Source organism: Candidatus Hinthialibacter antarcticus (assembly GCA_030765645.1).
GTDB classification, from domain to species: Bacteria; Hinthialibacterota; Hinthialibacteria; order Hinthialibacterales; family Hinthialibacteraceae; genus Hinthialibacter; species Hinthialibacter antarcticus.
In genome coordinates, this window is sequence record JAVCCE010000011.1 from 319,998 (window position 1) to 345,694 (window position 25,697).

The window sequence follows — 25,697 nt, forward strand, 5'->3', positions numbered from 1 at the left end:
AAGGATAGACAAAATGAAATTGGTTCGATTTGGAGAATTAGGAAAAGAGAAGCCGGGCGTACTCTCAGCCCAAGGCGAGGTGTTAGACGTATCGCCGTGGTTCAGCGATTTTGACGAAGCGTTTTTTGCCAGCGGCGGCGTCAATCAATTGGCAAGTAATATAGCAGACGCACCCAAGGCGCCGTCCGGTGTTCGCTTGGGCGCCCCGGTGGCGCGGCCCAGCAAGATCATCGCCATCGGGCTGAATTATTCAGACCACGCCAAAGAAAGCGGCATGGAACCGCCGCCCGAACCGGTTTTATTCTTCAAAGCCGCGACCGCGCTGTCGGGCCCCTTCGACAATGTAGAGGTTCCACGCGGCGCCCTCAAAACCGATTGGGAAGTCGAACTCGCCTTCGTCATCGGCAAACGCGCTAAGTACGTCTCCGAAGCGGAGGCCGATCAATACATCGCGGGCTACAGCGTTCTCAATGATGTCAGCGAACGCGCCTTTCAATTAGAGCACAGCGGTCAGTGGGTCAAAGGCAAAAGCCATGACACCTTCGCGCCAATGGGGCCGTGGCTAGTCACGCCCGATGAAGCGGGCGACGTTGAATCATTAGACATGACCTTAGACGTAAACGGCGAGCGCCGCCAAACCGGCAACACCAGCACCATGATTTTTAAGCCGCGCTTTCTGGTGCATTATCTCAGTCAATTTATGACGCTGGCGCCCGGCGACATCGTGACAACCGGAACGCCCCCCGGCGTCGGCATGGGAATGAAGCCGCAGCAGTTTTTGAAACCCGGCGATGTGATGGAACTCAGCATTCAAAACCTGGGCTCGCAAAAACAAACCTGCGTCCCAGCGTAATCGGTGAATACTGAATGAAGATCACTGGAGTCGAAACCTACCTGGTTGACGTACCGCTGCAACAACGCGCCATTACCGACTCGCAAAGTTATGTCGAGTCGGTTGAATTTGTGCAAGTGCGAATCGACACCGACGAAGGCGTCAGCGGCTGGGGCTTCAACTGGAACTACACCAAGGGTACGCGCGCCGTGCAGGTCACAATCGACGACGCCTACGCGCCATTGCTGCCGGGCAAAGATCCGCTGCAACGCCAAGCGCTTGTGCGCGAGTTGTACTTATCCAACCATTTTATCGGGCGGGTAGGAATCTCTCGGGTCGCGCTGTGCGCGGTCGATATGGCGCTGTGGGATATCCAACTCAAACAAGCCGGGCTGCCGCTTTGGAAACACCTGGGCGCCTGCAAAACCAAAGTCAAAGCTTATAACACCGACGGCGGCTGGTTGACTTGGTCAGTCGACGAACTGATCGACGATATGAAAGCCATTCTCGACCGCGGCTTCGACGCCGTCAAAATGAAGATCGGTCGTCCTAACCCAAAAGAAGATTACAACCGCGTCAAAGCAGTGCGAAAAGCGCTTGGCGATGATGTTGAAATCATGGTTGACGCCAATACCATTTGGGACCTCAAGACCGCTATCGTGTGGGGGCGCCGCCTCGAAGAATTCAATATCGCCTGGCTCGAGGAACCCATGCACCCCTTCGACAAACGCGCACACGCGGAGTTGGCCCACGCGCTGGATGTGCCCATCGCGGTCGGCGAGACGATCTATACGCTTTATGATTTTCGCGATTACATCGAAACGGGCGGAGTGGATATCGTGCAGGCCGACTGCACCAAACTGATGGGCATTCAAGAGTGGCTCGACGTCGCGGCGCTGGCGCGGGCGTTCAATCTTGAGGTCATTCCACATACGAACGTACAACAAAAACTACACGTCCAACTCGCCGCCGCCACGCCGAATGTGAAGATGGTGGAGTGTTGTTATGAATCAATTTTCGACATTTGGGAAGACCCGATTCAAGTCATCGACGGCTATTACACCTTGCCTGAGCAAGCCGGTTTGGGCTGTAAACTATGCGATGAGGTTCTCGCTGACCATCGCGTTTCATAATGTTGCAGCATTGACTTTTTTTAGAAAACCTTAATGGTTACGCAAACGCGCCGTTTTTTGTGAAATAGTGGTTCTTAGGATTACACTCAGATGAATTTTAATGAACTTATTCGAATTCTAGAAAAAAATGGTTTTCGTTTGCACAAAGAAAAAGGATTCAGTAAGATATTATATGAAAGACGGGCATGACCGACTGATTCGCGTCGATTATCATGGCTCGAAAGAAGTTCCGAAAGGAACTTGTCATGTTATTCTGAAGTCAGCGGGGATAAAACGATGATTGATTTAAATTATTCTTTAGTGATAGAAGCAACAGATGATCCCAATTTTTTTGGATTCTATTCACCTGAATTAGAAGGATTTACTGGGATCGGAAATTCAATTGAAGATTGCATTTATAAAGCTCGATGGGGAATGAAAGAGCATATTGGATTATTAGTTAAAGAAGGCATGACTATCCCTGATCCAAACCCGAATTCGACAATTTTAATTCAAAACGAATTGGCAAAAGTATAACAATTTTGATTCACCCTGCTCGATCAATTCCACATACGATGTCTAAATTGCCTGCAAATCCATGATAGTATTTCCAACAGGTTCCGATGAAAGAACATCGAAACGACGATACACCCTACAATGATAGGCCATCCAATAAAAAAAGCGTCTTCAATTTTTCCAATCTTTAATTCTGAATAAAATACAAACGCCAGCCCAACGCCAACTACTGCGCCGTAGATCGCTCGAATGAGAAACTCAATCAAATCGGGCGCCCGGTTTGGGAGCGGTTCATACGATGATAGGTCTTCGTCAGACAGTTGTCTCATAATCTTAGAAGCCAACTCAAAAATACTTGATCGTTCGCTGCGAAAGGCATGGGTACAACTCTGCTCGCTTCGGTGCGGGCTTTCAGGCCCTTTTGCACAGGCGCTCCCAGAGTTGCGCCCATGCCAATATTGGTTTGCCAATTATTGATGTGTCGAAAAGCATTTTTGTAAGAATGTTTTCGAGATACTTATTTCTTATTCGACGCCATCATCGCTATCTTCTTCCACCATCGCCGTTTCAGCCAACGCGGCGTTGTGCGCTTTCTCAGCATCGAGTAAATGCTTCGGAATTGCCTGATACCACGGCAGCTGTACCAACGGTTGGTTCATCCAGGCGCGAAACGGGTGATAGTTGAAGAACTCGCTGACAAAAATTTGCGCAACAAACGAGAACCAAATCACCACCAATACGGCGAACCCGGTCACGCCCATCACCCGCCGCCCCGTCCACGCGCCCGCGCGGACAACCACATGCCGCGGCTCTTTGGCTGGTTCGGGTTTTACGTCTAAGCAACTCATCACTCTACGTTCAACCGATGAGAGTTGTTCAATTTTGATCGTGCCTTTTTCGACGCAGCGTAGTACGCCCTTGGCGTAGATTCTCGCCGTAACCACTCTCAACAAGACATACGCAATAAATCCCAATAATCCGACGAACAAATAATACCCGCGCAGGAAGCCCAACAATTCCATGTCGCTCATGGTCGCCAGGTTTGAGTCGCCTTGCATCATAAACACAGGCGCCATTTTCATTATCGAAAGCGGCAGCGAAAACAGTGAGAACAATATCGCTAGCCCGATCGCTGACAACCAACGCTCACGAATAATCCGCCAGACTAGGCCAAACTCAAAAAACGAGCGCCATTGCCCGGTCGCGGCTTGGCGGGTATGCGCCATGGGGACGTAAAACATCGCGGCGATGAACAACAGAATGCCCAGTATTCCCGTGACCGGGCCGACAAAGGCTTGCTCATAGACTTTATGAAACGAGTTGTTCCAGCCCGCGTGCCATGCGTACAACCACAAGATGCAAGCAGGCAACGTGAATATCCAAATATTAACAATCGCCTGAAACCCGAGTTTGAAGTTCTTGCCAAACGAGTGCAGCGGAAATCCCACCCGCGGGCCGAGTAGTTTGATGAACCCTTTGAAACCTGGTTCGCTCTGCGGCCATGCAGTTCCCTTCTGTCGCCAAAACCAATTGGGCGCTTTGTTCAGATAAGCGAGTCCGGCGTCTTGGACGACAAACGCCTCCCATTCGCGGGGAGAAAATTTGCCCTTCTTGATGTGAAACCAGCGGCGTATTACGCAACGCTGCATGTATCGCTGCGCCCAACCAACCACGAAAAGCGCGAAAATCGCCATCTGGCAAAATAGCGTTCCGATGAGTGCGATCCATATCCACTTCAAGCACCAAAGCGCAATTGAGATATACGAACGCTCATCTTTTTTCTCTACCGTTTGGGGCGGCGGCGAAACCGGGGCTGCGGCTTCTTGGGGCGGCGCCACGGGAGGCAATTGATTGTCAATTTTGAGAGGCTCAACCAATGTCTCGTTCATGAGAGCGCCTCCTCTAATGGATTGCCTTCGGTGTATTCGGTGGGCGCGTTCATCAACCGTCCTATCGTTGACGCAATTTGAATTTGCTGAACAGGTTTATCGACCACAACGCCCTGCTCGACCCCCGGGCCAATCAGCAGGGCGAAAATTTTGCGCGCAGATTGGGTATTAAAGTGATGTTGATAGGGCACCGCCATCATGCGGTTGCTATCGCGTCCGCAATCGGGGACAATCACAAACACGGTGTTGTCGCGGTATTCTTCATCCGCCTCAATCACTTCAACCAGGCGTTGAATGCCCCGGTCAATCACGCTCACTCCCAGCGTATAATGGGTCGGGTTGCCCCAATGGACATAGTCAGGATCGTTATAATTAATCATTATCAACTTGGGGCGTAGTTGTTTGATCGCCCGCGTCGCCAACGCGGTCAACAATCGGTCGCCGCGCGGGTTCACAAATCCCGACTCGCCGTAATAATGCCGCCAGTTTTCCCAGAATTGGGCGATCTCAGGAATCGGCTCATTACGTAAATCTGCGCGGTAATCAACCGCTTCCAGTTTTTCGAGCTCTTTTCGTTTGGCTTCGATCTCTACATCAGGCACACCGCCCGATTCTAACTGACGGCGCAGCAGAAACGTTTTGTAGCGATACAAACTCAAAACCGTCGAGCGATATTGAACGCCAAACAGGTGGTGATTGCTGAAACTATAAAATTCTTCATCCGTACGGTCTTCGCCATTGATAATCAGCGTCTGGTGTTCAGGAACCTGATAGGCCTTGCGAAGATACTCAAACATGGTCGGAACCTTCGGCTCAAAGCGCGCCCCCAAAAATTTGGCGCCGATGTCTTTATAACGCTCATAGGTTCCAGTCAGAATATATAGCGTCCCCTGTCCGTGGCTGGTTTCAATTTCCTGCTTTTCGCCGCTGTCGTCGTCTTCAGTAAACTGTTCGATTTCCATCTGATTGAACAGCGTGCCGCGCTTGCACAGTTCATGAAGAAAGTAGGGGCTATAGGTATGTTGCGGGTCAATCGTCTCGCGGCGCCTCACCCCACCGCCGAAGCGAATCACGACAATGTTCGGGCCGTCATACGGCGGCAATTCAGTGGAATAGGCCTCCGCGTCTTGCGCATGTACGCGAGGGCCATGCATCGCCCCGGCGCCAAGCAGCGCCGCGCTCGATTTGAGAAACGATCTTCGGTCTGGGTAATATGCGCTCATTCGACATCCCCTTTTGCATTCAACTATACATAAGAATACGTCTGAGTTTGAGCAAAAATTCAAGATCATTCTATATTTTTTATAAAAAAATGATTACTGATTCAGTTTATTTTAAAAAGCAAAACACTGATCTTTTACAAATAAGGTCAAAAAAAATGAACCATGCTTTTTCAATCAATAAATATAACGCCAATAGATACCTCTGGCTAAAACCGTGGTGTTCTGTCTTCGACCGCATAAACATACAAAAAGGCGGGAACGATGCATGATCATTCCCGCCTTCATTATTTCAAAGAACAATTACAATCTTTAGAACAGTGACCACTCGTTGACAGCGGTTTCGCCAATGTCGCCAAAGGTGTAACGGCCATAACCGAACACGCCGCCTGACCACAGAATCTCAAAGGCGTTCTCTTCAGCAGTTGCTGGTTGGTTGACTTCGATTGCTTGTCCGAATCCACCATACGAACTTGGAACCACGTCGGATGGGGTTCGTAACTCATCTGTCGTAAACGCTTGAATGGCGCGATGCGCGATCAGAGCGCCGTCTTGCTCCGCCTCAAAGGCAGCGTCATGAACGGCGATGAAGCATGGGCGTATTTCGCCGTTGTCATCCCCATGAGTATTGTCAATTTGCCATGTCGAAGAACTGCAGGAGACAACATAAATTAAGCCGTCCAAACCTTTAATCGAGTTAACATAATTGGGTTTGTAGGTTTGAATGGTAGGCGTTTCGGTCACTTCGCCTTGAACGCTCCACAGTTCATCATTTCCCCACGGAGCATCTTCAGACCCGACATCTTTGTATGCGCGATAGAAGGTGGAATCCCATCCGTTGCTTGCGCCAGGATAACCGGAGTTATAGACGTAATTGGTAAATTCATCAGGGCTCAGGATAATATTGCTGGAGGCTCCATTGAAACCAGGCCAAGCGGAACGCCCGGTGGTTTCACGGACGCTAAACGTATTACCATCTTGCGTGGTAATAACGAAATAGACACCGTCGTTTCCGCCTGTGATAATCGTGTCGGCGCCGCTGCCGGATACAGACAAGTTGCCCGGGCGGAAATCGTATCCCAAATAGTCGCCTTCAAACGAAAAAGCCAACTCGGGCCCGGTAAATCCATCCGCTCCATCAGAAGTGTAGCGAACGATATGCTGTCCTTGGTTGATATAAATATTCCTATCATCATCCAATTCGAATGACATGTAGAAAGGCGGAGCATCCGATGCGCTGCCCCACCACGCTTCATTCCATTCCGCAGACGATTGAGGTTCAGGAACCACGCCCAATTCCAAAGCGATGCCCATTGGGTTTCCATTGAAGGAATCGATCCAGATGATAGAGTTGTCTGGATATTGCGCGGCTAAATCTAAGTTGGCGTCAGGATCAGACTCATTAATCCCGTTTTGACGGATTCCGAGAAGCAAGCGAGTTTCATCAAAACGCTTCAATCCGAAATATGTATCTGATGTACGCTCTCCTGCCTGCCAACTGCCTACTTCTGCGCCTTCAGAATCAACCGTCCGGCCTTGAGCCGTCAAAATCGGTAGTGGAGGGTTGGCATCTGTTAGCAGATGCTCAAACACGACCCCGATTTCTTGCGCCGATACACTAAACGCAAACAATCCTACACATAGAGATACAAATAATTTCTTCATAGAGATTTATTCCTTCCTGGATTTGTAGTGGTTTTTTGTAATGCCAAGTTGGCTTTCATCTTTAAATTTAGATTCATATTAAAGATTTGTCCAGTAAATTTTCACAAATAGTTTCGAGCCATTAATTTCTGCAAGCCGACATGAAAATTCGTCTCAAAAAAACAACCGACGTTTTGGGCGCAGCGCGCTGCGCCCCTAGCACTAAACTTGGGGAGGGCGAGGCTCCCGCCGAGCCTCAAAGTTTCACAACGTATTCTACACCGCAGTTCACCAGGAGCCTGCCTGCCGCAGGCAGGGTTCGCCCTCCCATAATGAATTTCAATAGGCGCCTTTGACGCGCATTTTGATTGAATACAACCCTTTGACTGCTGTAATAAACAATACGTCGCGGTCTTTGCCGCCAAAACACGCATTCGCCGTCCAACCTTGCGGCACTTCAATCTGTTGTAATTTCTTTCCCGTCTTGTCATAGACCACCACGCCGTCTCCGCTGGTGGTATAGATGTTGCCTTCCACGTCCAGGGTCAGGCCGTCCGACTGCTGGTTGCAAATCAAGGTTTGATTGCGGAGCGAGCCGTCTGCGGCGATGTCATAGCGATAGATCTTTTTGTCGCCGATGTCAGCGACATACAAATACTTACCGTCTGGCGTCCCAATGATTCCGTTGGGTTTGACGATGTCGGTTTCCATGCGTTCCAACGTCTTGCCGTCGGGCGAGAGGCGGTAGACGAATTCCCCGCCCTGCAAAATATCCGATGGGCGGTCCGTCCACCATGGCCGTTTGTACATCGGGTCGGTCATATACATCGCGCCGCCGGGGTGAACATACACATCATTGGGCGCATTGAGCAACTTGCCGTCATACGCTTTGACCAACACGGTCACGTCGCCGTTGGGCGCAATCGACCACAATTCATTCTTCTCATCAGCGCAGGCGATGAGGTTGCCTTTTGCGTCGAAGAACATACCGTTGCTGCGATTGCTCGGTTTCATGTAAACCGACAGCACGTTGTTCGTGCTCCATTTTAAGATGCGGTCATTCGGCTGGTCGGTAAAATAGACATTGCCTTCCGCATCGGCGGCGGGGCCTTCGGTAAACGAAAATCCGCTGGAAAGCAGTTCCAGTTCAGCGCCGGGAGCGGTGACCTCTTGGGCGGCAGCGGTAAGAATGAAGAATCCTGAGAATAAAAACACGCAACTCGACAAAACAATTCGCTTCATGGCGATTGCTCCTTTCAGATCAAAGCACTCGCCTGATTGTAAACGATACCAGGTGGGGTGCGTCTAGGCGAACAGATCGGCGGGGTGGCGAGCCAAAGCCGTGAAGCGGACAGTCTGGAGCAGGATATGATTTCAGCGGTTCATCTTTGCTTTTTGGGATCCCCCCGGCGCTTTCAGCGCTCCCCCCTTAAAAAAGGGGGGCATAATGCGTCTAGGCGAACAGTTCAAGCACGGGCTTGCCGACGCCGTCGCGGGTCACATAAAAGGGCCGCTTTTCGATTTCGTAATTCAGTTCGGGCGGGATGCCCATTGCGTGGTATATGGTGGCGTGCAGGTCTTCCATCACCACCGGGTTCTCAATGATCTTACAGGGGCGCTCGTCAGCGGTTTTGCCGTAGACGGCGCCTTGTTTCACGCCGCCGCCAAACAGCAACACCGAACCGCCGTCGGTGAAATGGCGGTGCATACCATAGAACTTCAAGTCTTCAATCGTATCAGGAACCGTGACCTGGTCTTTGACTTTATTGCCGGGCTTTCCTTCGACCATCATGTCGCGGCTGAATTCGCTGGCGAGTACAATCAGCGTACGGTCGAGCAGCCCGCGTTCTTCGAGATCAAGAACCAGCTGCGCAATCGGCGCGTCGATTTCCTGTTTCATTTTCTCAGCGCGGGTGTGCCCGTTCTCGTGGGTGTCCCAACCCTGAAATGGAATGTACTCAGTCGTCACTTCAATGAACCGCGCGCCTTGTTCCGTAAGCCGACGCGCCAGCAAGCACCCCAAGCCAAAACGTCCGGTATTGTAAGTATCAAAAACCTCTTTCGGCTCCAAACTCATATCAAACGCCTTGGCGGCGGGCGATCCGAGTAAGCGATGCGAATTCTCTAGCGAGCGCAGCAGCGACTCTTTCTGGTAGTCGCTTCCATAATGGTTAATGGGGCTGGCTTCGACCATTTGTTTGTACTGGCTGTAGCGGTTCTGAAAGCGATTGAGCGTCATGCCCGGCGGCGGCTGTACGGACGACACCGCGTTACTGGGGTCTGGAACCATGAACGGCCCATACTCGCTGCCTAGAAACCCCGCCTGGTGAAAAGCGCGCAGTTCTTCCGCCTCGCCGTTGCCATCAAAACGCTGTCCGATGTCGATAAACGCAGGGACAGCCGGATTCAGCGGCCCGAGCGTCTTCGCCATAACAGCGCCGAGGTGCGGGGCCGCTACCGTCAGCGGCGGCGCGTAACCAGTGTGCCAATGATATTGATGGCGCGAATGCAGGATGAAGCCCAGGTCGCCCGCGCGAAACGTGCGCAGCACAGTTCCTCTGTCCATCACGGCGGCGACTTTTTCTAAGCCTTCAGAAAACTGAACGCCGTCAATCGCGGTTGGAATCGAAGGAAACGTGCTCAACACGCTGTCCGGCTTCATGCCGGTTTCATACGGTTGATAGCGTTTGGGATCAAAAGTCTCGGTATGCGCCATGCCGCCCGCCATCCAGAGCAGAATAACGGTATCCGCTTTGGCTTCCTGTAATTTCGCGGACGGATTGGCAAACGAAGCGCGGGGCGCTGCCGCCGCGAGTGCGGACAAAGTCGCAGCGCTGGCGTTCTTTAAAAAATCACGACGATTGGTTTGATGATTCAACATGATAATTCCTTTAATCCCGAATCAATAAATGAGTTGAAATTCTGGCAGCATGGCGACGATCCATAACAGGTCTTGCAGTGATTGCTCGCGGTCGTCTTGGTCGAAAATGGTTGACGCCAGGGAGAGTTCCTGTTGGGTCGGCTTGCGGCCTAATGCGTGGGCGAAGACGCCGTTGATGATTTCCGCTTCGCTGCCCTGGTTCCATTGGCGGGCGCCGTGTTGCAACATCTTCGCCAGCGTCTCGCCGTTGCTGATCTCCAGCGCTTGCAGCGTAGTGGTCAATGAATTGCGTTGCGTGGTCACCTGCTCGCGGTTGGGGCGCCCCAGCGCTTTTTGCAGCGGGCCAGCGACAACCAGCGAACTACGCAGCGGCTTCGAGTCGCCTAAGACGAAAAATTGCGTTTGAAATCGCATAAACTCATCCACAACCGGCCACTCGACCACCTCGACACGCGCCTTGAGCCGAAAATACCCTGGCGGGACCGCATAGGCAATCGTGGAATGGCTATGCGTACGCAGATGCGTTTTCGACGTGCTTGGGTTTTGTCCAACCACGGGAGGCTTCGCGTCAGCGGCGACGGCTTTCGACCATTGCAACTCGCTCAGCGGCAGTTCGCCTTCCGGGCCGATCAAGCGAGCGTCAATCCAATCGACTTGGACGGGCAAGCCGCCTTCGTGGTTATCCACCGAAACCAGTTGAACCATCGACGCGCCGCTGATATCGACGTCTATCTCAACCGAGCCGGATTCAATACGCGGGCTTGAGAAGCGCAACATGCGGTGAACGTCTTCGTCCGGCGCCTGTCCGCCCTGCCCGCGACCGTCGCTGCGAAAGAAGTTGTCCGGCGGCAATAAATCATACCCGGTCAACACCGACAGCGCATCAACGAACTGCTCCGCCGACATGCGGCGCACCAGCGGGCCTTGAAACACATAGTTTGGATCATTGGCGTCATAATCGACCGCAGGCAGCTGATAAGCGCGCGAGGTCAGTATGGTTTTCATGGTACGATGCAGATCGTACCCATTGTCGGAGAGGTCAGCCGCCAGCCAGTCTAAAACCTCCTGGCTCCAGGGCGCCGCTTCCATATCATCGACGGGTTCAATGATTCCTCGCCCCATAAACCGCGCCCAGATACGATTGACGATGGTACGCGTCAGGCGTCCGTTGTCATCGTTTGTCATGATCTTTGCGAGTTGAGCGCGGCGTTGATCGACGGGGGCCCCGGCATCAATCGCGCCAAGTTCTGGATACAAAAAATGCACCTCGGCGAATTTGCCTGTCGGCGAATCGCACCGCACCAGTTCTAACGGCTTCTCGGTAAACACCGCCGCCAGGCCGTACGAATCAGCCAACTTCCATTGATTGATGAAACTATCGTGGCATGAGGCGCACTTGAGGTTGGTCCCCATAAACACTTGGGCGACGTTTTGCGCGGCCTGCATTTCCGGCGTCTGGCTGGCGTTGACCACGCCGCGCCAAACGATGCCTTTGAGAAAACCGCGCGAACCCGTGACCGGGTCAATGAGTTCCGCGACGAATTGATCGTAGGGTTTGTTTTCTTCCAGCGATTGCAATAGCCATTCGGTAATTTGTTCGCGTCCGCCGTCGATGAAACCCGTGCCGCGATATTCATTGCGCAGCAGATCGTTCCAGAATGTCAGCCAATGTTGGGCGTAAGCGCTGCGGTTGCTCAAAACCTCATCGACCAACTTCGCCCGCTTGTCTTGCGAACCATCAGCGGCGAACGCCTCGACTGCTTCACCAGACGGCAGAACCCCAATCAAGTCGAGATACGTCCGGCGAATGTATCGGCGGTCATCTACCACCGTTTGATAATCGACTTTGTTTTTCTGATAATATCCGGCGAGTAAATTGTCGATGGGATTTTTCAGCAGCGAATCAGCATCCGTCGCCAGCGCTGGTCGGCGCGGTTCAATGCCGAGTTTTTTTTCTGCGCCCATCACGATGCTTTCGTCCCATTCGGCTCCCTGGTCGATCCAGGCGCGCAGCAACGCAATGTCTTCTTGCGAAAGCGGGTCGCCGCTCATCGGCATCTGCAGCCCCGGTTCAAGACCAGCGACCAGTTTGATCAGGCGGCTGTTCGCGCTATCACCGACAACCACCGCCGCGCCTTCATCGCCGCCAGCGATAAGCGCCTCACGACTCAGCATCGAATAGTTCCCCATTTTTAATTGTGCGCCATGACACTCAAGGCACCGCGACGACAATATAGGTTGGATTTGCTCTGAAAATGAAACGGCGCCGTCAAAAGGCGCAGGCAGAGTTGCTTCACCTTGCCCAAACGCCGTCAGGCCCAAAAAAGCGAATACAATAAGTAATAGAAAATGTTTCCCCATAGTTCACACCGAATCCTGATATCATTTATCTTAATAGTCAAATTTAAACAACCAAGAATGCAACGTCAAGGAACTGTCGAGATGAGATTTACGAAGGAGCGTTACTTGTCGAGAAAACTTTGCTGCGAGTAAGCCATGTCGCCTGCTGAAACCAGACCGTTTGACGAGTGATACGGCGGCGCCAGCCAGTTACGTCCTGGAACATTGATGAGCGCTTGGTCAGGCCCGGCGCTGGTGATACGCCAAAGCGAATGTCCAAACAGGTCTTTCCAAATTGCGCTGGGGCTACCCACCCCGCCGTTGAAATAGATGGTCGCGTAATCATACGACAACTTGTTGCCGACAAAGTGCGAATCAGACAACGATTCGATCACGTCCAGCGCCTGGAATACGTCCGGCATGATCTGGTTCATGTACCCCGTTGGCGTGGTCAATCGCGAAAACGATGACGCCCAGCCGTGATCGCCCGACGGCGCGTAGAAATCCCACGGCGCAGCGTTCCAATCCATCGTGTACATTTCGATGGCGGTTCCATAGGCTTTAAAATCGCCTTGGACGCGGGCGAGTTTAGCGCGGGTTTGAGCATTGAGAAAATTGGGCACAGCAATCGCCGCCAGAATGCCGATGATCGCTACCACGATTAACAATTCGATTAACGTAAATCCACGCTTCATAACCCGCCTCGACTTATTAAGGATCAGTTAGTATATAAGGGATCACTGCATTTACAGACATGGATGTTTGAATGGATATCAATCCGCATCCGTGAAGTAAGAAATTCAGATTTCATTTCGTCCTTGCTTCAATTGCGCGTTGGACCAACGGCGGATAATCGGTTTGAATCAGGTCGATCCCCCACCGTCTCATTTCCCATTGCATCTGAAAACACTTAGACGCCGATCAAACCGGGGCGCACTTCAGTTTCAATCCATGTAAATCCGCAAGCGCTTTCATGGCGCGGTTTCGAGAACCGGGCTGCGGAACGAATACACGCTGCCTGCGTCAGTGCTTACGTACAGTTTGCCGTCATACACCGCCAATCCCTGCGCGGCGCCTTCTACTTCGACGCTGCCCAGACGTGAACCATCGATCCGGTTAAACGCCGCCGCCTCGCCGTCGCCGCCTGCAAACAATGTGTCGCCCGCCATGATAAGCGTGTGGGGGTGGTTTGATTCCGTCTGCCAGACCACGCATTCTAACTTTTGTTTTGCGACCTCTTCCAACGCGCGGTTGGTATCTTTCACTTGTTCCATCAGCGCGGCTTTTTCGTCGCTGACGGTTTGCTTGCCTAATTTCTTGATGCGCTCGTTGAGTTGCTCTTTTTGGGCATCCAACTCAATACGTTTTTTTTCTAACGCAATATGACGAAAGCGGTCGAACGCAACCAATTTGCCTTGGGCGTGAAGATACGCCATGTTCTCAAACACAATCATGCAGGTGGCGTTAGGAAAGGTCGCGATCTGATCGCGGGTGTTAGGATCGAATCCACGAAATTCGGTATCGCCGCTTTTGCGCTTGCCGCGTCCGTGGATGAAGGTCGATTCCGGCGTGAGGATAGCGAACACGCCGCCGTTGCCGCCTTCGCCGAACCCGCCGATCTGTCCGCCCGTCTGACGATTGAAAGTAAGCGGATGCTGGCGCCCCTGTGAAATATACAGGTTTGAATCTGACGCGAGAATCGCGCCCTGAAAGGTCACGCCGCGCAGGGTATGGTTATAGGTTCCCGCCTGTTTGATTTCTCCGCTTTCGGCGTCGACCGCGCATAAGTATGATTCGCCCCACGGGACCAGCGACGCGCCGAAATACGCGAGGCCGTCTTGCACCAATACGCCAGTGCGAATCGGCCAGGGAGAAATCATCTTGCCATTACTGGGGATCAGCCGCCCGTCAGGCGCAGGGTGAAATTTCCAAACCAGCTCACCGTTTGTTGCATCAACGCAGTAGGCGAAGCCGTCATCCGAACCAAAATAGAGTTTGCCATTGTTCCATGTCGGCGCAAAACGGACAGGCGCATTGGTAAAATAGCGCCAATTGATTTCGCCGGTTTCGGCATCGCTGGAGACCACGCAATCTTCAACAGAAGTGCTGAAATAAAGCGATCCATTCACCGCGATGACGTAAAACACCGGGTCAAAATCACGCATGGATTTCAGGTCATTGATTTTGGCGTAGGCGTCCCAACGCGCGGGCGCAGGCCAGGCGGTTTGCGGCGGCGTGGGCGCCGAGTAATTCCAGGCCAGCTCGAGCGGCCATTTAACTTGATCGAGACTGACGCCGCTGCGCCGATTGTCATGTTGGTAGGTCGTCCAATCATCAGCGGTCGCGCTGAATGCGCTTATCGAGAGTACAAGTGTCAGTAATAATATCCGCATGGGAATCACTCGCTTTTCAATGAAATGTTGGGGATAAAACCAAGTGACGTTTCGAGCCAGGCGCCGCAACTGCAACCGCCGCCGCCTTCCGGCGCCAGCACCAGCCCGTCAGAGGGGATCACGCTCAGCCAACAACTGGGGCGAAGATTGAGCCAACTGCTGACGTCTCCGCTTTCGCGGTTCCACATCGAGATTTGCCCGCCGTCGCCGCGATAGACGAAAGCGTCTTTGGCGCCCGCATAAGTCGCGCAGCCGCTGTGGCGCCCCATATTGGTCACGGTCAATTGTCCTGTTTTCAGGTCATAGCCGCGCGGTTCCTGATACATCTGTCCTCCCGCGATTACGGGGTGCTGCATGTGACCGCCATGATTGTCTGAGGGCCATTCATGTTGATTGGCCCAGCGTTGTTCGCCATTGTTCGCGTCAAAACCGTAGAGATAATAGGTTCCTGATTTGGATGAATTGATGTAAAGCGATCCCTCGTGATAGAGCATGAAGAACACCGCCAGCCCGTCTTCGGTATCCAGCGGGCGCTGCCATTTCACGGCGCCCGTTTTGGCGTCGAGCGCAACCAGGAATTGTTCTTTCCATAAGTCTTCTGATTCGATGCGGCTATTTTTGGAACCCTTCAATGGAGCGAAGCGGGACTCGACGAAGTAAACCGTCCCGTCGCCAATCGAGATGGAAGTATGGATGATTTTTCCGCCAGGGTATTCCCACAACAACGAGCCGTCTTCGACCGAGCGCGCAAAAAAGCGCTCGCCGCATACCTTGCCGGCGCCGACGCCTTCAACGCTGTCATACCAGCTGGAGTTGCCCCAATAATCGCCGTACTGTGATCCTTGAATGACGGAGGTGCCGAACAACACGCCGCCGTCATTGGCTAAAAACCCCCAATCGTGTTCTTCATCGACTGACGCTTTGGGCATGGAATAAGTTTGTCGTAACGCGCCGTCGCTTGCGCGCAACCGCCACGTCAAATCATTCACCACTACAAAGACGCTGTCGGCGTCCGCGCACCAGTTCGACGAGTCGCGCGGCACGTTCACCCGCCGCATGTGGGGAATCTCTATCGACCAGAGAATGGAGCCATTGTATGAATCAATCGCGGCGAAGCGGTTCATGCCCTGATGAAACAGGCGCCCGTTGATAGACAACGGCGCGGGCATTCGCGGATTGCGGTCAATGCCAAAATCGGCGCCGGGTCGGCCAATCCACTGCATTGACATTTCGCCGACGCCTCTAGCGCCTTCGAGCGAATCGTTTCCATTTGAGGTATTGCCGGGGTTGGCGTATTGATGGGTCCAAGAACCTGCGCCCGGCTGTGCGCTTTTTTTCAACACGACCCATTCATCATTGTTCAATACTCGTACTTCATCGCTCAGCCGCACCTGCTGCAAATCGGCTGCGATCTTTGATTCTTTAGGAACCACCGCCGCGCCGCCGAAGGGGCGCAACACTCGCAGCAGCTCACTGAGCGAAGCGGTGTTATCGTCTTCCTCCAACATCCGCTCGGAGACAATCAAATTCGCGTAACGCGAAGTCATCGGCAAGACGCCCAGCGACTCGGTTTCGACAATTGAAATGCGTGAACCATAGACGCCGGTCTTCACCAATTGTTCGCGGATAGATTGAATGCGCGCGCTGTCATCATCAACGCCAATAATCATCACCTGGCTTTGTTTAGCGAGCTGATACGCCAAGGCGCCGTTGGTCATTCCATAGACTAGACAATAACCCCGGTCCACGCCTGACAGCGCGAGGATATCTTTTGCTTGCGCGGCAGTTTCGGCGCGTTCAAATTGCACCGGGACGTCATGCGCCAGATCGTCAATTGGATAGACCGAGTAATTGAGTGAATTTTCAAAATTGAATTCAAACACGGGGTTGTCGGTTTCCCCATGCAATACGATTTTATAATCGTAGGTCTTGCCCGGCTTTAAATTTTCGATGCGAACCTGATGCGCGAGCGTTGGTTGTGAGATTGAAATGGTTTCAATCGCCGCATCGTCAAGCGAAAGTTGCAACTCCGACGCGCAGGGCGCCGCGCTTTGCCAATACACGTCAACGCTCGACGGCGTTCGGAAAATCACATAAGGGCCGTAATCCATATCAATGGCGTGTGCTACATTGAAAGACGCGAGCATCATCACGACGCTCATCGCCCCAAAAGGCCAAAATTTCATATTCGTCTCCTACCGGTTGAATGCAAAGTTGAGCGTAGCCATTGATGATTTGTATTGTGTTAATGAATCAAACTCTCTATCACTTATACCGTGTGCGAAAATCAGAGATGCGGTGAAACGTCATAAAGTTTGCGTCGTGATAGTTGTGTGCGCCTTTGTAAGCCGTACGCGACATAAAGATAATGTCGTCCCCATCGAACCGGAAATCGACGTATTGAAATCCGACCTTAGAGTCATTGCCAATTTTATCGAAGTCGTCCAAATCCTCCAGTAAGGCCTCGTGGAATTTCCAGCGTCTTAAATCGCTCGAGGAATACGCCGCCAGTCGATTGCGCTGCTGAGCGTTTTTCGGATTGGTGTTGCCGTTCGCCAGCGTCCAGTAGCGTTGGGTCTTATCGTCATAACGGATAGCGAACTTGGTCATCCCGCCGGGGAAGTCAAAAAAGCCCGTCTTGGGATCAAACGACTCGATCTTACCGTCTTGGCTGACGTTCAACATTGCCGCTTTGTCAACCACGGGCATAGAATTGCAGCGCAAGATGTTGACCAATCTCCCGTCCGGCGCGAGCACGATGTTGCCTTCCAGCCATCCGGCGTCGTTTCTGTTATGGTCTTCGGATTTCTGACCGAATGCGGGCGGGTCGGTGTTCTGATTGTATTTAAGTTTATTGCTCATCGTCCATGAGGAGGCGTTGAGCAAATCCGCGTCAACCGGGGCGGAAATCACCAGCGAGTGTAATCCCGCCGCGCCTTGGCTCGTGACGTTGTCTTCGAAGGCCCGATACAGGCGCCCGTTATGTTCAAGCACTGGCATCGGGGCGCAATGGTAATTGGGCGCAGCGCGGCCTTCGCCGCTTGGGAACAACAAGCCGTGCTCAGAATCCACCGGTTGCGTCCAGGTTTCTCCGTTGTCGTCGCTGCGGCGAATCACAATATGCCCGTTTTGTTCAGAGGTTCCTAATAAATAAATTGCGCCGCGATGCAAAAACAGGTTCGCCCAGTACGTGCCCTGAATTTCAGTAACGTAGTCCCACGAGGCGCCGTCGTCGCTTGAGCGGAAAATCAAGCCGATGTCATGCTCTTCATTTTCAGAGCGGGGCGCATGTTCACCGAAGAGGTCCATGCTGGCGAGAATGTCGCCGTTGGGCAGGCGCAAAAGCGATGGACTGCCTAAATAATTTTTTGTGCTCGCGGGGGAAAATTGGATTACATTATCAAGCGGGCCCATTAGAGCGTCCACAGAATTCGCGGTGACGACGATGCTCCCCATACAGACCATGAGCAATAATAAGAACCGATTCATTCGCTTCATCCTCATCCTGGTTTTAGAATCAGAATGACTTTACCATAAAATCTCACGAGGAAACACAACAAAAAAGAAATAGTCCTCCCATGAAGATGAATCAACACATAAATCAATTCAAAAATATAAAACTCCAACGCCCATTATACGCCGTTGGATTGATGTCGGGCACGTCGGTCGATGCGGTTGACGCTGCGTTGGTTCGTTTTGAGTCAAGCGAACAGCTAGAAATAACGCTAGTTGAATTTACGGAAACGGCCATTCCCGAAGAATTGCGCCAGCGCATCTTCGCCGCAATGAATCCCGCCGAGTCGCCGGTGGATTTGATTTGCCAACTCAATGTGGAATTGGGTGAACTATTTGCGGATGCGGTTTTCAACCTTGCCAGGCAATCAAATACGCCTCTAGATAAAATTGATTTTATCGCGTCGCATGGGCAGACGGCCTATCACATCCCGGTGAAAGATGAAGCGCGCAATTGGCGGACGCCTTCGACCTTGCAACTCGGCAGCCCCAGCGTGATAGCTGCGCGAACAGGCGTCACCACCGTCGGCGACTTTCGCGCCGCTGACATGGCGGCGGGCGGCGTGGGGGCGCCGTTGATTCCCTTTGTGGATGCGGTCTTGTTTGGCGACCCAGCGCAAGACGTGATCTGTCAAAACATCGGCGGCATCGCCAATTGCACCTTGCTGCATCACCGCGGAGACATCATCGCATTCGACAGCGGCCCCGGCAATATGGTGATGGACCAACTTATGCAAGCGCAAACCAGCCAGCGCTATGACAAAAACGGCGAGTGCGCCCAACAGGGGCAAGTGCTTACCGCATTGCTTGAAAAAGCGTTAGCGCATCCGTATTTTCAAAAGGCGCCGCCCAAAGCAACGGGCCGCGAAGACTTCGGCGAAGAGTTTGTGCGCTGGTTGATCTCAGAAAGCGCAGGCGCAAAATTGAATGACCTGCTAGCCACGGCGTTAGAACTGACGGCGTCGAGCATTACCCAATCCTATCAGAATTATTTATATCCAATCGCCGAACCCAAACGCGTAATCGTCAGCGGCGGCGGCGTCCGCAACGCCTATTTGATGCAACGGCTGCGAGCGCTTGCGCCGGAACTGCAATGGCAAGCCAGCGACGACGCGGGCGTTTTGTCCGACGCCAAAGAAGCGCTGGGCTTTGCGATGTTGGGGCTAGCGACGCTGCACAGCGTCCCGTCGAATGTCCCGTCTGTCACGAAAGCAAAACGCCCCGTCGTGCTGGGCAGCATCTCGCCGGGGCGTGGGTTTCGCGTCGATATTTGAGTGATGTAGCGTCGTTATACTCGGCGCGGGTACATCTCTATGAGCGCCCGCGCCGGGCATAATTTTTAATCGTTTTTACGTGGCTAACGCTTACTTCTTACGGGCATTCCAAAGCGGTTGGAGGTCTTTCCAACCGATCAGTTTGACGTTGTGTTCATCAATGAATTTTTTCGTCTCGGGATTGGTGAAGATTTTGTATTCTTCATTGCGCTTCATGTGCGTCCCGGTAATCGCCTTTGATTCTTCCGTCAAAACATTGGGGTGAATAATCAGCAGATGGACGCCCGGCTCCAAATTGGCGATCAACTCGCGGTAGGCCTCCTCCGTCTGTTCGAGGGGGACGTCGTCAATCGCGGGCAGGCTGTCGATTAACGGAATGCCGCGCGCCGCCAACGCGTTCGCCGCTTCGACGGGAAACTGGATACCGTCGCGTTTGGCGCGTTCGAGCATCCATTTTGAGGCGCTGAAATTCATAAATGGAATGTTGTATTCCTCTGAAAGTTTCAGCGCGGCTTGCCAAAAGGCAGGGTGCGCGTAAACCGTCCCCATGTGAGAATCCATGTGGGTCGGTTTCATTCCGTTTTTGATTGCATGCTCAATCTGCGCGCGGATTTCTTTTTCTACCTCATCGGCTTTGGCGGATTGCACAACCGAACGCACGCCATGAAAGAAGTATCCGTCTGGATCAAGCAACCCCGGAACATCCGACTTGGGCGCCACTGGCCCCCAGCGGTATTTTTTCCACTCAGCGGTCAGAGTGAGATGCAGCCCCATATCGGCGTCGGGGTTTTCACGAAAATATTGGGCGGCTTCTGGAAACCAGGGGCAAGGAACCATTACGCTGGCGCTGGTGACGATGCCTTTGTCTAGGCATTCCATACACGCTTCGTTCGCGGAGCGGCACATGCCCATGTCATCCGCGTGAATAATCAATAGAACGTCGTCTGCCTGATACCCCAGGCGTTCAGCTACGGTTTCGGCTACCACTCCATGCAAAGCCATCATCACGCTCATCAATAAACCAATTCGGACTATCAGTTTTATCATCTTTTCACCTGTGGATTATGATCTGTCGTTTGAAAACAAAATTATTTTAGTCATGTTACTTACAATTTATCTGACGCATCATCCTTTAGATTGTCTCAAGATTACAAACGCCCTGTCAAGTCAAGAATAATTGCATACATTCTCTGATGAGCCGCGACATTTCAGCCGGGTTGGACTATTATTTGCATATCATAAGAAAATAAGTAGAATTATAGTCTACAAAATGTACGAACCTAGAATGGAGTTTTTGCCTTATGTTCAGAATGAGTCGGTCAGAACACGGATTTACATTGATTGAACTGCTGATTGTTGTAGCAATTATCGGGATTCTGGCGGCAATCGCAGTCCCAAACTTCTTGAATGCGCAGGTAAGGGCGAAGATCGCCAAGGCCGAAGCGGAAATGCGCAATGTGAGTACAGCCTTAGAGAGTTATCGTTTAGATAACAACTTCTATCCGCCTTGGATGAATGAAAATGGATCAGCGCGCAACGGTTCCGGCTCAAATATTGGCATCAGCCACCGTTTTCACGCTTTAACGTCTCCGATCTCGTATATGGGAGCCATACCAATTGACCCATTTATCGTCAGCCACTTTGAAAACCAAGACGCCGTTTATGATACGTATGATTATGTTGACGCTTGGTCAACCGTCAATTGGGGAAATGCGACAAGTTTAGGAAGTTCTTTCCGTTGCGGCATGTGGCGCCTCGCCAGCGCAGGACCTGACGCCACAATGAGTTATGGAGGCGTTGTTAATTACACATCGAGCAACGGTTTGCAAAGTTGGGGTGATTTAGTCCGGGTTGGCCCCAAAGCGTCTTACCCCTGTGACAAGACTTTTGTCGATTAAGAAAACTCGATTCATAGACAAGTAATTAAAGAGGGTTACAAACCCTCTTTTTTTATTCATCCGATAAGTGAATACTTGCATTGATGGATAGTCATGATTTTGATTCCGAAAACGTATCCCGGCCTATCAATAATTGACAAACCAATTCAGGCATGGGTGCAACTCTGAGAGCGCCTGTGCATAAGGGCCTGAAAGCCCGCACTGAAGCGAGCAGAGTTCGAGCAGAGTTGTACCCATGCCATATACAGCGAAATCTCAATTCAATTTATAAAAGTCTCCAACTTTACGGAAGAACCATATTCTTTGTCTCTATGTTCTATTCACAACATTCAAGTGTCTCTAATTGGACTAAAAAACAAATATTCAATCGAATTCAACTTTGAATTTTTAATGGATACTTCTGTGCGTTAAAATTTGAAGCGCTCGTTTTGAATCCTGGTATGATATCGCTTGGAGCGAAAACCATGAACGCCAATCCCGCTGACCTCGCCGTTATCGACGCCAATGTTTGGAGCGCTCCTGGAGAAACCCGCGCCGAAGCGGTCGCCATTCGCGACGGGCGCATTCTTGCGGTCGGCTCCACCCACGCCATCGAAGAATGGATCGCGCCTTCAACCACCATCATCGAAGGGCGCGGACGGTTTGTCGCGCCGGGCTTTATTGACTCGCACGTCCATTTTCTCGAAGGCGGCTTTCAGCTGTCGTCCGTCCAATTGCAAGATTGCGCTTCAGAAGAAAAATTCGTCGAAGCCATCCGCCGCTTTGCTGAAACCTTGCAACCAGACGAGTGGATTCTCGGCGGCAACTGGAACCACTACTTGTGGGGCGGCGAAATGCCGCGCCGCGATTGGATCGACGCGGTCACGCCGCGTAATCCGGTTTGGATCGACCGCCACGACGGACACATGGCGCTAGCCAACACCCTCGCCATCGAACGCGCGGGCCTGGCGGCAAACGTCGCCGAGATCGACGGCGGCGAAATTGAGCGCAACCCCGACGGCTCGCTCACCGGGGTCTTCAAAGACAACGCCATGATTCTCATTCAACGGGTGTTGCCCAAGCCCACGACGGAGCAATCGGGCAAAGCGCTGCAAGCCGCGATGCAACACGTCGCCGCGCAAGGCGTCACCAGCATTCATCACATGGGGTCTTGGGATGATTTGGCGGTTTTTAAAAAATCACACACCACTGGAGACCTCAAGACGCGCATTTACGCGGCGGTCCCGATTTCGACTTGGGAACCCCTACGCGACGAAGTCGAAGCCAACGGACGCGGCGACGAATGGCTGCGCATCGGCGCATTGAAGGGTTTTCTAGACGGTTCGCTGGGTTCAAAAACCGCGCAGTTTTTTGAGCCGTATCTCGACGATCCCGACAACGACGGCTTGCTTGTTGAGTCGCCGCAGGAACTCTATGAAAAAATCCAACCCGCAGACAAAGCAGGCTTACATGTGTTGATGCACGCCATCGGCGACCGCGCCAACCATGAAATACTGAACGTCTTCGAGCGCGTCATTGAAGCCAACGGCCCGCGCGACCGGCGCTTTCGCATCGAACACGCCCAGCACCTGCGTCCCGACGATATCGCCCGTTTTCATACGCTGAACGTCATCGCCAGTATGCAGCCCTATCACCTGATGGACGACGGCTGTTGGGCCGAGGCCGCCATCGGCGCCAAGCGCAGCAGCGTGACCTATGCGTTTCGTTCGTTGCTCGACGCACAAGCGCGGCTGGCGTTTGGGTCGGACTGGTTCGTCGCGCCGCCTACGCCGCTGGAGGGAATCTACGCCGCCGTCTCCCGCCGCACCAAAGACGGCAATCACCCCGACGGTTGGACGCCGCTGCAAAAAATCACCGCTGAGGAATCATTGCAAGCGTACACCACCGACGCCGCCTACGCTTCGTTTGAAGAAGAGCAAAAGGGCGCTCTCAAGCCTGGAATGTATGCGGATTTAGTCATCATCGACCACGACATCGCCGAAATATCAAGCGATGAGATAGCGAAAGCGCATGTCGATTTAACTCTGGTCAACGGCGATATCGTCTTCGAAAATAACGCCGAATAAGCCCCCCCCCTTATTGGGATGAATGCGCACAAAAAACGGGCTGGCGATTTCACCAACCCGTTGTGATGAAGCATGAATGGTTTTAAGCAGCGCTTAGTAGACGCTCCATGAATCAACGTCCGAGCCGCCTAACGAAATGACCTTCAGGTTGTCATATAATCCAAACTGGGTCGAGGTAAAGCGCGAGTCGAAGGTATCCTCATAACCGAACATGATTTTTCCTGATGGATAGGTATCATCGGCGTCGTCATATTCGACAACTTTGATGAAACCATCATCTGTGGTTTGCACCCAAGGGAAGTCGCTGTTAATAAAATCAATTTCCTCGGTGATTTCACTTTTCAAATAGACTGTCACGACGCCGTCAATAAAGTCCATTCGCAACTCCGTCCAGTGGTTTGCAGAGGCGCCGGTGTAACTACCGCCGGATTTATTGAAGAAGTAGATAAGGCTGAATAATTCATTGTATGGACGAGGAACACCATCATCTTCGCCATCACCGGGAACCGCACAATCTTGTGTAGGCGTTTCAATAAACCATGTTCCACATACGGAGTTATCCGTACCGTCTTCAGTCGGGCCGCCTTCGAGAAGGGCATAATCAAATGATCCCCAACCCAGGTCAGGCGCTGCGGACCAGAAGTAGCCGTCGGTATCGTCAACCGCCTCTTCAAAGCCAAACGTACCTTGACCAAGGCTGACAAGTTTTTCGCCGCTGTGGTTTATACCAACTAAGTTTTGGTTGGTCGAACCGGCCGCATCAGCGTTTACCCGGCCAAAGACATCGACGAAGACCTGGTAGTTGCCCGAAAATTCCTGGTTGGTATACACGTTCAAAAACGAACCCGCATTATTTTCAAACATGAAATTCGCTGACATCCATAATGCGATGGTGTCTCCATCCGTCGAGTTTGGCGCAGGCGGAATCCCATCGCCGATGCCGTCAACGTCAACGCTGTAGTCATAGGCAAAGCGGGCTTCGTTGTCCATTCCCGTATCAGGGCGGTCCAGCTGAAGCACTGAATAGTTGCCTGACGTATCCGTGTTGAAGTTGTCCTCATAAACCACTTCTTGTGCGGAAACGGTCAGCGACATCGCCAACCCCATCACCGCGGCTAAATACAGTTTTCTCATTTTCATCCGAACTACCTCCATTGAAATTAGATATAACTTTCTGCATCCGCGTTTGCGGTTACATTTGGTTTAGGTAATACGCCTCTTACTTCAACGCCGCCGGGATATCTTTCACTGTCTGATATTTTTGTGAAATGATGATGTTGCCAAAACTAAGAACTCCGTTTGTGGTGTCATAAATGCGGACGCCGTAGGTCCCATTTGCGTAAGTTTTGTCGGGCCCGTACGACAACGCCCGCCAAGTCCCATAGAAATCTTCCATATAATCAGGAAACAAAATGTGATCGGTCAGCATCTTCAAATTGTGATAGGTATAATAGAGTTCGTCGTTACGTTGGGTTTCTTCATCCCACTGGTCGACGAACGGGTCGGGCAGCAATCCCGACGATAAATACGCCACCGGCGTAGTAAGATTAAAACGCATGTACCCATAGGTGGTGTCGCTGTTGGTCATGCTTGGGTTGGTGCTGGGCGGCGGCGCATTGTTATCGAGAGTGTACATCTCAATCGCGGTCGCCATCGAGCGTAAATCTGACTGGGCGCGCGCCACTTTCGCTTTAATCTGCGCGTTTAAAAAATTCGGCACTGCAATTGCAGCGAGAATTCCAATAATTGCGACGACAATCAGCAACTCAATCAAGGTAAAACCTGGTGTTTTTCTCAATGAAGAAAGCATTCGAATTCATCAATCCTTTCAAATACAATCGTTCTAACCGTTTAAAAGCTATGCACTATGCTTAAAAACCGACAGAAAAGTGTGGATTTTTTAACTGGTTATAACTTTGGGTGTAGATTCAACGGTGGAGAAAAATCAATATTCCTACATATTAGTAGAATATTAGGACGATTCCGGTGAATTTGTAGCCCAAAGTATCATTTTTGTTAGAATTATATGGCAATTCTCATACCGCTTTACAAGCCACCCGACAAAAGGGCTTGAAAGCCCGCACTGAAGCGAGCAGAGTTGTACCCATACCTAATGCAA

General features: G+C 51.9%; 20 protein-coding genes. 6 read left to right on the plus strand and 14 right to left on the minus strand.

Annotated features, from left to right (window positions below; translation table 11 throughout):
• The first annotated feature begins 13 nt into the window (after positions 1–13).
• The 3 genes from P9L94_04160 to P9L94_04170 all read left to right on the plus strand — a co-directional run bounded on the left by P9L94_04160 (position 14) and on the right by P9L94_04170 (position 2,481).
• Entirely contained in the window at positions 14–853 is an 840-nt protein-coding gene (locus P9L94_04160; GenBank protein ID MDP8243252.1) for a fumarylacetoacetate hydrolase family protein, read from the plus strand.
• Between the two features lie 14 nt (positions 854–867).
• The gene (locus tag P9L94_04165) at positions 868–1,965 is read left to right on the plus strand and encodes a mandelate racemase/muconate lactonizing enzyme family protein (GenBank protein ID MDP8243253.1); all 1,098 of its coding nucleotides are present in this window, start codon (positions 868–870) and stop codon (positions 1,963–1,965) included.
• A gap of 276 nt (positions 1,966–2,241) precedes the next feature.
• Positions 2,242–2,481 (plus strand): type II toxin-antitoxin system HicB family antitoxin, encoded by a 240-nt coding sequence (locus P9L94_04170; protein MDP8243254.1) that lies wholly within the window; start codon positions 2,242–2,244, stop codon positions 2,479–2,481.
• Between the two features lie 23 nt (positions 2,482–2,504).
• Here P9L94_04170 and P9L94_04175 read toward each other — a convergent pair whose 3' ends face one another.
• From P9L94_04175 to P9L94_04225, 11 genes are all read right to left on the minus strand, one after another.
• A complete protein-coding gene (locus P9L94_04175) occupies positions 2,505–2,789 on the minus strand; it encodes a hypothetical protein (protein ID MDP8243255.1) in 285 nt (94 codons plus the stop codon).
• Between the two features lie 195 nt (positions 2,790–2,984).
• Positions 2,985–4,349, minus strand: coding sequence for a hypothetical protein (locus P9L94_04180; GenBank protein ID MDP8243256.1), 1,365 nt, complete (start codon positions 4,347–4,349; stop codon positions 2,985–2,987).
• A complete protein-coding gene (locus P9L94_04185) occupies positions 4,346–5,572 on the minus strand; it encodes a hypothetical protein (protein ID MDP8243257.1) in 1,227 nt (408 codons plus the stop codon). The genes P9L94_04180 and P9L94_04185 overlap by 4 nt, the downstream gene beginning before the upstream one ends.
• A gap of 309 nt (positions 5,573–5,881) precedes the next feature.
• Positions 5,882–7,234, minus strand: a complete 1,353-nt coding sequence (locus tag P9L94_04190; protein MDP8243258.1) for a hypothetical protein — start codon at positions 7,232–7,234, stop codon at positions 5,882–5,884.
• Positions 7,235–7,552: 318 nt separating this feature from the next.
• On the minus strand, positions 7,553–8,455 hold the full coding sequence (locus P9L94_04195) for an SMP-30/gluconolactonase/LRE family protein (GenBank protein MDP8243259.1): 903 nt from the start codon (positions 8,453–8,455) through the stop codon (positions 7,553–7,555).
• A 211-nt stretch (positions 8,456–8,666) separates the two neighbouring features.
• Complete coding sequence (locus P9L94_04200; GenBank protein MDP8243260.1) at positions 8,667–10,094, minus strand: DUF1501 domain-containing protein; 1,428 nt, start codon at positions 10,092–10,094, stop codon at positions 8,667–8,669.
• Between the two features lie 21 nt (positions 10,095–10,115).
• Entirely contained in the window at positions 10,116–12,455 is a 2,340-nt protein-coding gene (locus P9L94_04205; protein ID MDP8243261.1) for a DUF1549 domain-containing protein, read from the minus strand.
• A gap of 101 nt (positions 12,456–12,556) precedes the next feature.
• Positions 12,557–13,129, minus strand: coding sequence for a prepilin-type N-terminal cleavage/methylation domain-containing protein (locus P9L94_04210; GenBank protein ID MDP8243262.1), 573 nt, complete (start codon positions 13,127–13,129; stop codon positions 12,557–12,559).
• A 276-nt stretch (positions 13,130–13,405) separates the two neighbouring features.
• Positions 13,406–14,827, minus strand: a complete 1,422-nt coding sequence (locus P9L94_04215) for a PQQ-binding-like beta-propeller repeat protein (GenBank protein MDP8243263.1) — start codon at positions 14,825–14,827, stop codon at positions 13,406–13,408.
• 5 nt (positions 14,828–14,832) lie between these two features.
• Positions 14,833–17,013 carry a PQQ-binding-like beta-propeller repeat protein gene (locus tag P9L94_04220; protein MDP8243264.1) on the minus strand — a complete coding sequence of 727 codons (2,181 nt, stop codon included), beginning with the start codon at positions 17,011–17,013 and terminating at the stop codon, positions 14,833–14,835.
• 79 nt (positions 17,014–17,092) lie between these two features.
• Positions 17,093–18,316 (minus strand): sialidase family protein, encoded by a 1,224-nt coding sequence (locus tag P9L94_04225; GenBank protein MDP8243265.1) that lies wholly within the window; start codon positions 18,314–18,316, stop codon positions 17,093–17,095.
• 89 nt (positions 18,317–18,405) lie between these two features.
• Here P9L94_04225 and P9L94_04230 point away from each other — a divergent pair, with 89 nt between their 5' ends.
• Entirely contained in the window at positions 18,406–19,614 is a 1,209-nt protein-coding gene (locus P9L94_04230; protein ID MDP8243266.1) for an anhydro-N-acetylmuramic acid kinase, read from the plus strand.
• A gap of 90 nt (positions 19,615–19,704) precedes the next feature.
• Here the strand turns inward: P9L94_04230 and P9L94_04235 are convergent, their stop codons facing one another.
• Positions 19,705–20,661 (minus strand): polysaccharide deacetylase family protein, encoded by a 957-nt coding sequence (locus P9L94_04235; protein ID MDP8243267.1) that lies wholly within the window; start codon positions 20,659–20,661, stop codon positions 19,705–19,707.
• A gap of 254 nt (positions 20,662–20,915) precedes the next feature.
• On the opposite strand from P9L94_04235, the gene P9L94_04240 reads away from it, so the two are divergent.
• Both P9L94_04240 and P9L94_04245 read left to right on the plus strand, forming a co-directional pair.
• Positions 20,916–21,512 carry a prepilin-type N-terminal cleavage/methylation domain-containing protein gene (locus P9L94_04240; protein ID MDP8243268.1) on the plus strand — a complete coding sequence of 199 codons (597 nt, stop codon included), beginning with the start codon at positions 20,916–20,918 and terminating at the stop codon, positions 21,510–21,512.
• A gap of 464 nt (positions 21,513–21,976) precedes the next feature.
• Positions 21,977–23,578, plus strand: coding sequence for an amidohydrolase (locus tag P9L94_04245; protein ID MDP8243269.1), 1,602 nt, complete (start codon positions 21,977–21,979; stop codon positions 23,576–23,578).
• A gap of 93 nt (positions 23,579–23,671) precedes the next feature.
• On the opposite strand, the gene P9L94_04250 is transcribed toward P9L94_04245, so the two are convergent.
• Both P9L94_04250 and P9L94_04255 read right to left on the minus strand, forming a co-directional pair.
• Positions 23,672–24,718: a hypothetical protein gene (locus P9L94_04250; GenBank protein ID MDP8243270.1), complete on the minus strand. Its 1,047-nt coding sequence runs from the start codon at positions 24,716–24,718 to the stop codon at positions 23,672–23,674.
• 79 nt (positions 24,719–24,797) lie between these two features.
• Entirely contained in the window at positions 24,798–25,388 is a 591-nt protein-coding gene (locus tag P9L94_04255; protein ID MDP8243271.1) for a prepilin-type N-terminal cleavage/methylation domain-containing protein, read from the minus strand.
• Between the last annotated feature and the right edge of the window lie 309 nt (positions 25,389–25,697).

What these genes read in the sequence shown, in the direction of transcription:
- P9L94_04160 (MDP8243252.1), top strand. Translation starts at nt 14, where the DNA reads ATGAAATTGGTTCGATTTGGAGAATTAGGAAAAGAGAAGCCGGGCGTA.
- P9L94_04165 (MDP8243253.1), top strand. Translation starts at nt 868, where the DNA reads ATGAAGATCACTGGAGTCGAAACCTACCTGGTTGACGTACCGCTGCAA.
- P9L94_04170 (MDP8243254.1), top strand. Translation starts at nt 2,242, where the DNA reads ATGATTGATTTAAATTATTCTTTAGTGATAGAAGCAACAGATGATCCC.
- P9L94_04175 (MDP8243255.1), bottom strand. Translation starts at nt 2,789, where the DNA reads ATGAGACAACTGTCTGACGAAGACCTATCATCGTATGAACCGCTCCCA.
- P9L94_04180 (MDP8243256.1), bottom strand. Translation starts at nt 4,349, where the DNA reads ATGAACGAGACATTGGTTGAGCCTCTCAAAATTGACAATCAATTGCCT.
- P9L94_04185 (MDP8243257.1), bottom strand. Translation starts at nt 5,572, where the DNA reads ATGAGCGCATATTACCCAGACCGAAGATCGTTTCTCAAATCGAGCGCG.
- P9L94_04190 (MDP8243258.1), bottom strand. Translation starts at nt 7,234, where the DNA reads ATGAAGAAATTATTTGTATCTCTATGTGTAGGATTGTTTGCGTTTAGT.
- P9L94_04195 (MDP8243259.1), bottom strand. Translation starts at nt 8,455, where the DNA reads ATGAAGCGAATTGTTTTGTCGAGTTGCGTGTTTTTATTCTCAGGATTC.
- P9L94_04200 (MDP8243260.1), bottom strand. Translation starts at nt 10,094, where the DNA reads ATGTTGAATCATCAAACCAATCGTCGTGATTTTTTAAAGAACGCCAGC.
- P9L94_04205 (MDP8243261.1), bottom strand. Translation starts at nt 12,455, where the DNA reads ATGGGGAAACATTTTCTATTACTTATTGTATTCGCTTTTTTGGGCCTG.
- P9L94_04210 (MDP8243262.1), bottom strand. Translation starts at nt 13,129, where the DNA reads ATGAAGCGTGGATTTACGTTAATCGAATTGTTAATCGTGGTAGCGATC.
- P9L94_04215 (MDP8243263.1), bottom strand. Translation starts at nt 14,827, where the DNA reads ATGCGGATATTATTACTGACACTTGTACTCTCGATAAGCGCATTCAGC.
- P9L94_04220 (MDP8243264.1), bottom strand. Translation starts at nt 17,013, where the DNA reads ATGAAATTTTGGCCTTTTGGGGCGATGAGCGTCGTGATGATGCTCGCG.
- P9L94_04225 (MDP8243265.1), bottom strand. Translation starts at nt 18,316, where the DNA reads ATGAATCGGTTCTTATTATTGCTCATGGTCTGTATGGGGAGCATCGTC.
- P9L94_04230 (MDP8243266.1), top strand. Translation starts at nt 18,406, where the DNA reads ATGAAGATGAATCAACACATAAATCAATTCAAAAATATAAAACTCCAA.
- P9L94_04235 (MDP8243267.1), bottom strand. Translation starts at nt 20,661, where the DNA reads ATGATAAAACTGATAGTCCGAATTGGTTTATTGATGAGCGTGATGATG.
- P9L94_04240 (MDP8243268.1), top strand. Translation starts at nt 20,916, where the DNA reads ATGTTCAGAATGAGTCGGTCAGAACACGGATTTACATTGATTGAACTG.
- P9L94_04245 (MDP8243269.1), top strand. Translation starts at nt 21,977, where the DNA reads ATGAACGCCAATCCCGCTGACCTCGCCGTTATCGACGCCAATGTTTGG.
- P9L94_04250 (MDP8243270.1), bottom strand. Translation starts at nt 24,718, where the DNA reads ATGAAAATGAGAAAACTGTATTTAGCCGCGGTGATGGGGTTGGCGATG.
- P9L94_04255 (MDP8243271.1), bottom strand. Translation starts at nt 25,388, where the DNA reads ATGCTTTCTTCATTGAGAAAAACACCAGGTTTTACCTTGATTGAGTTG.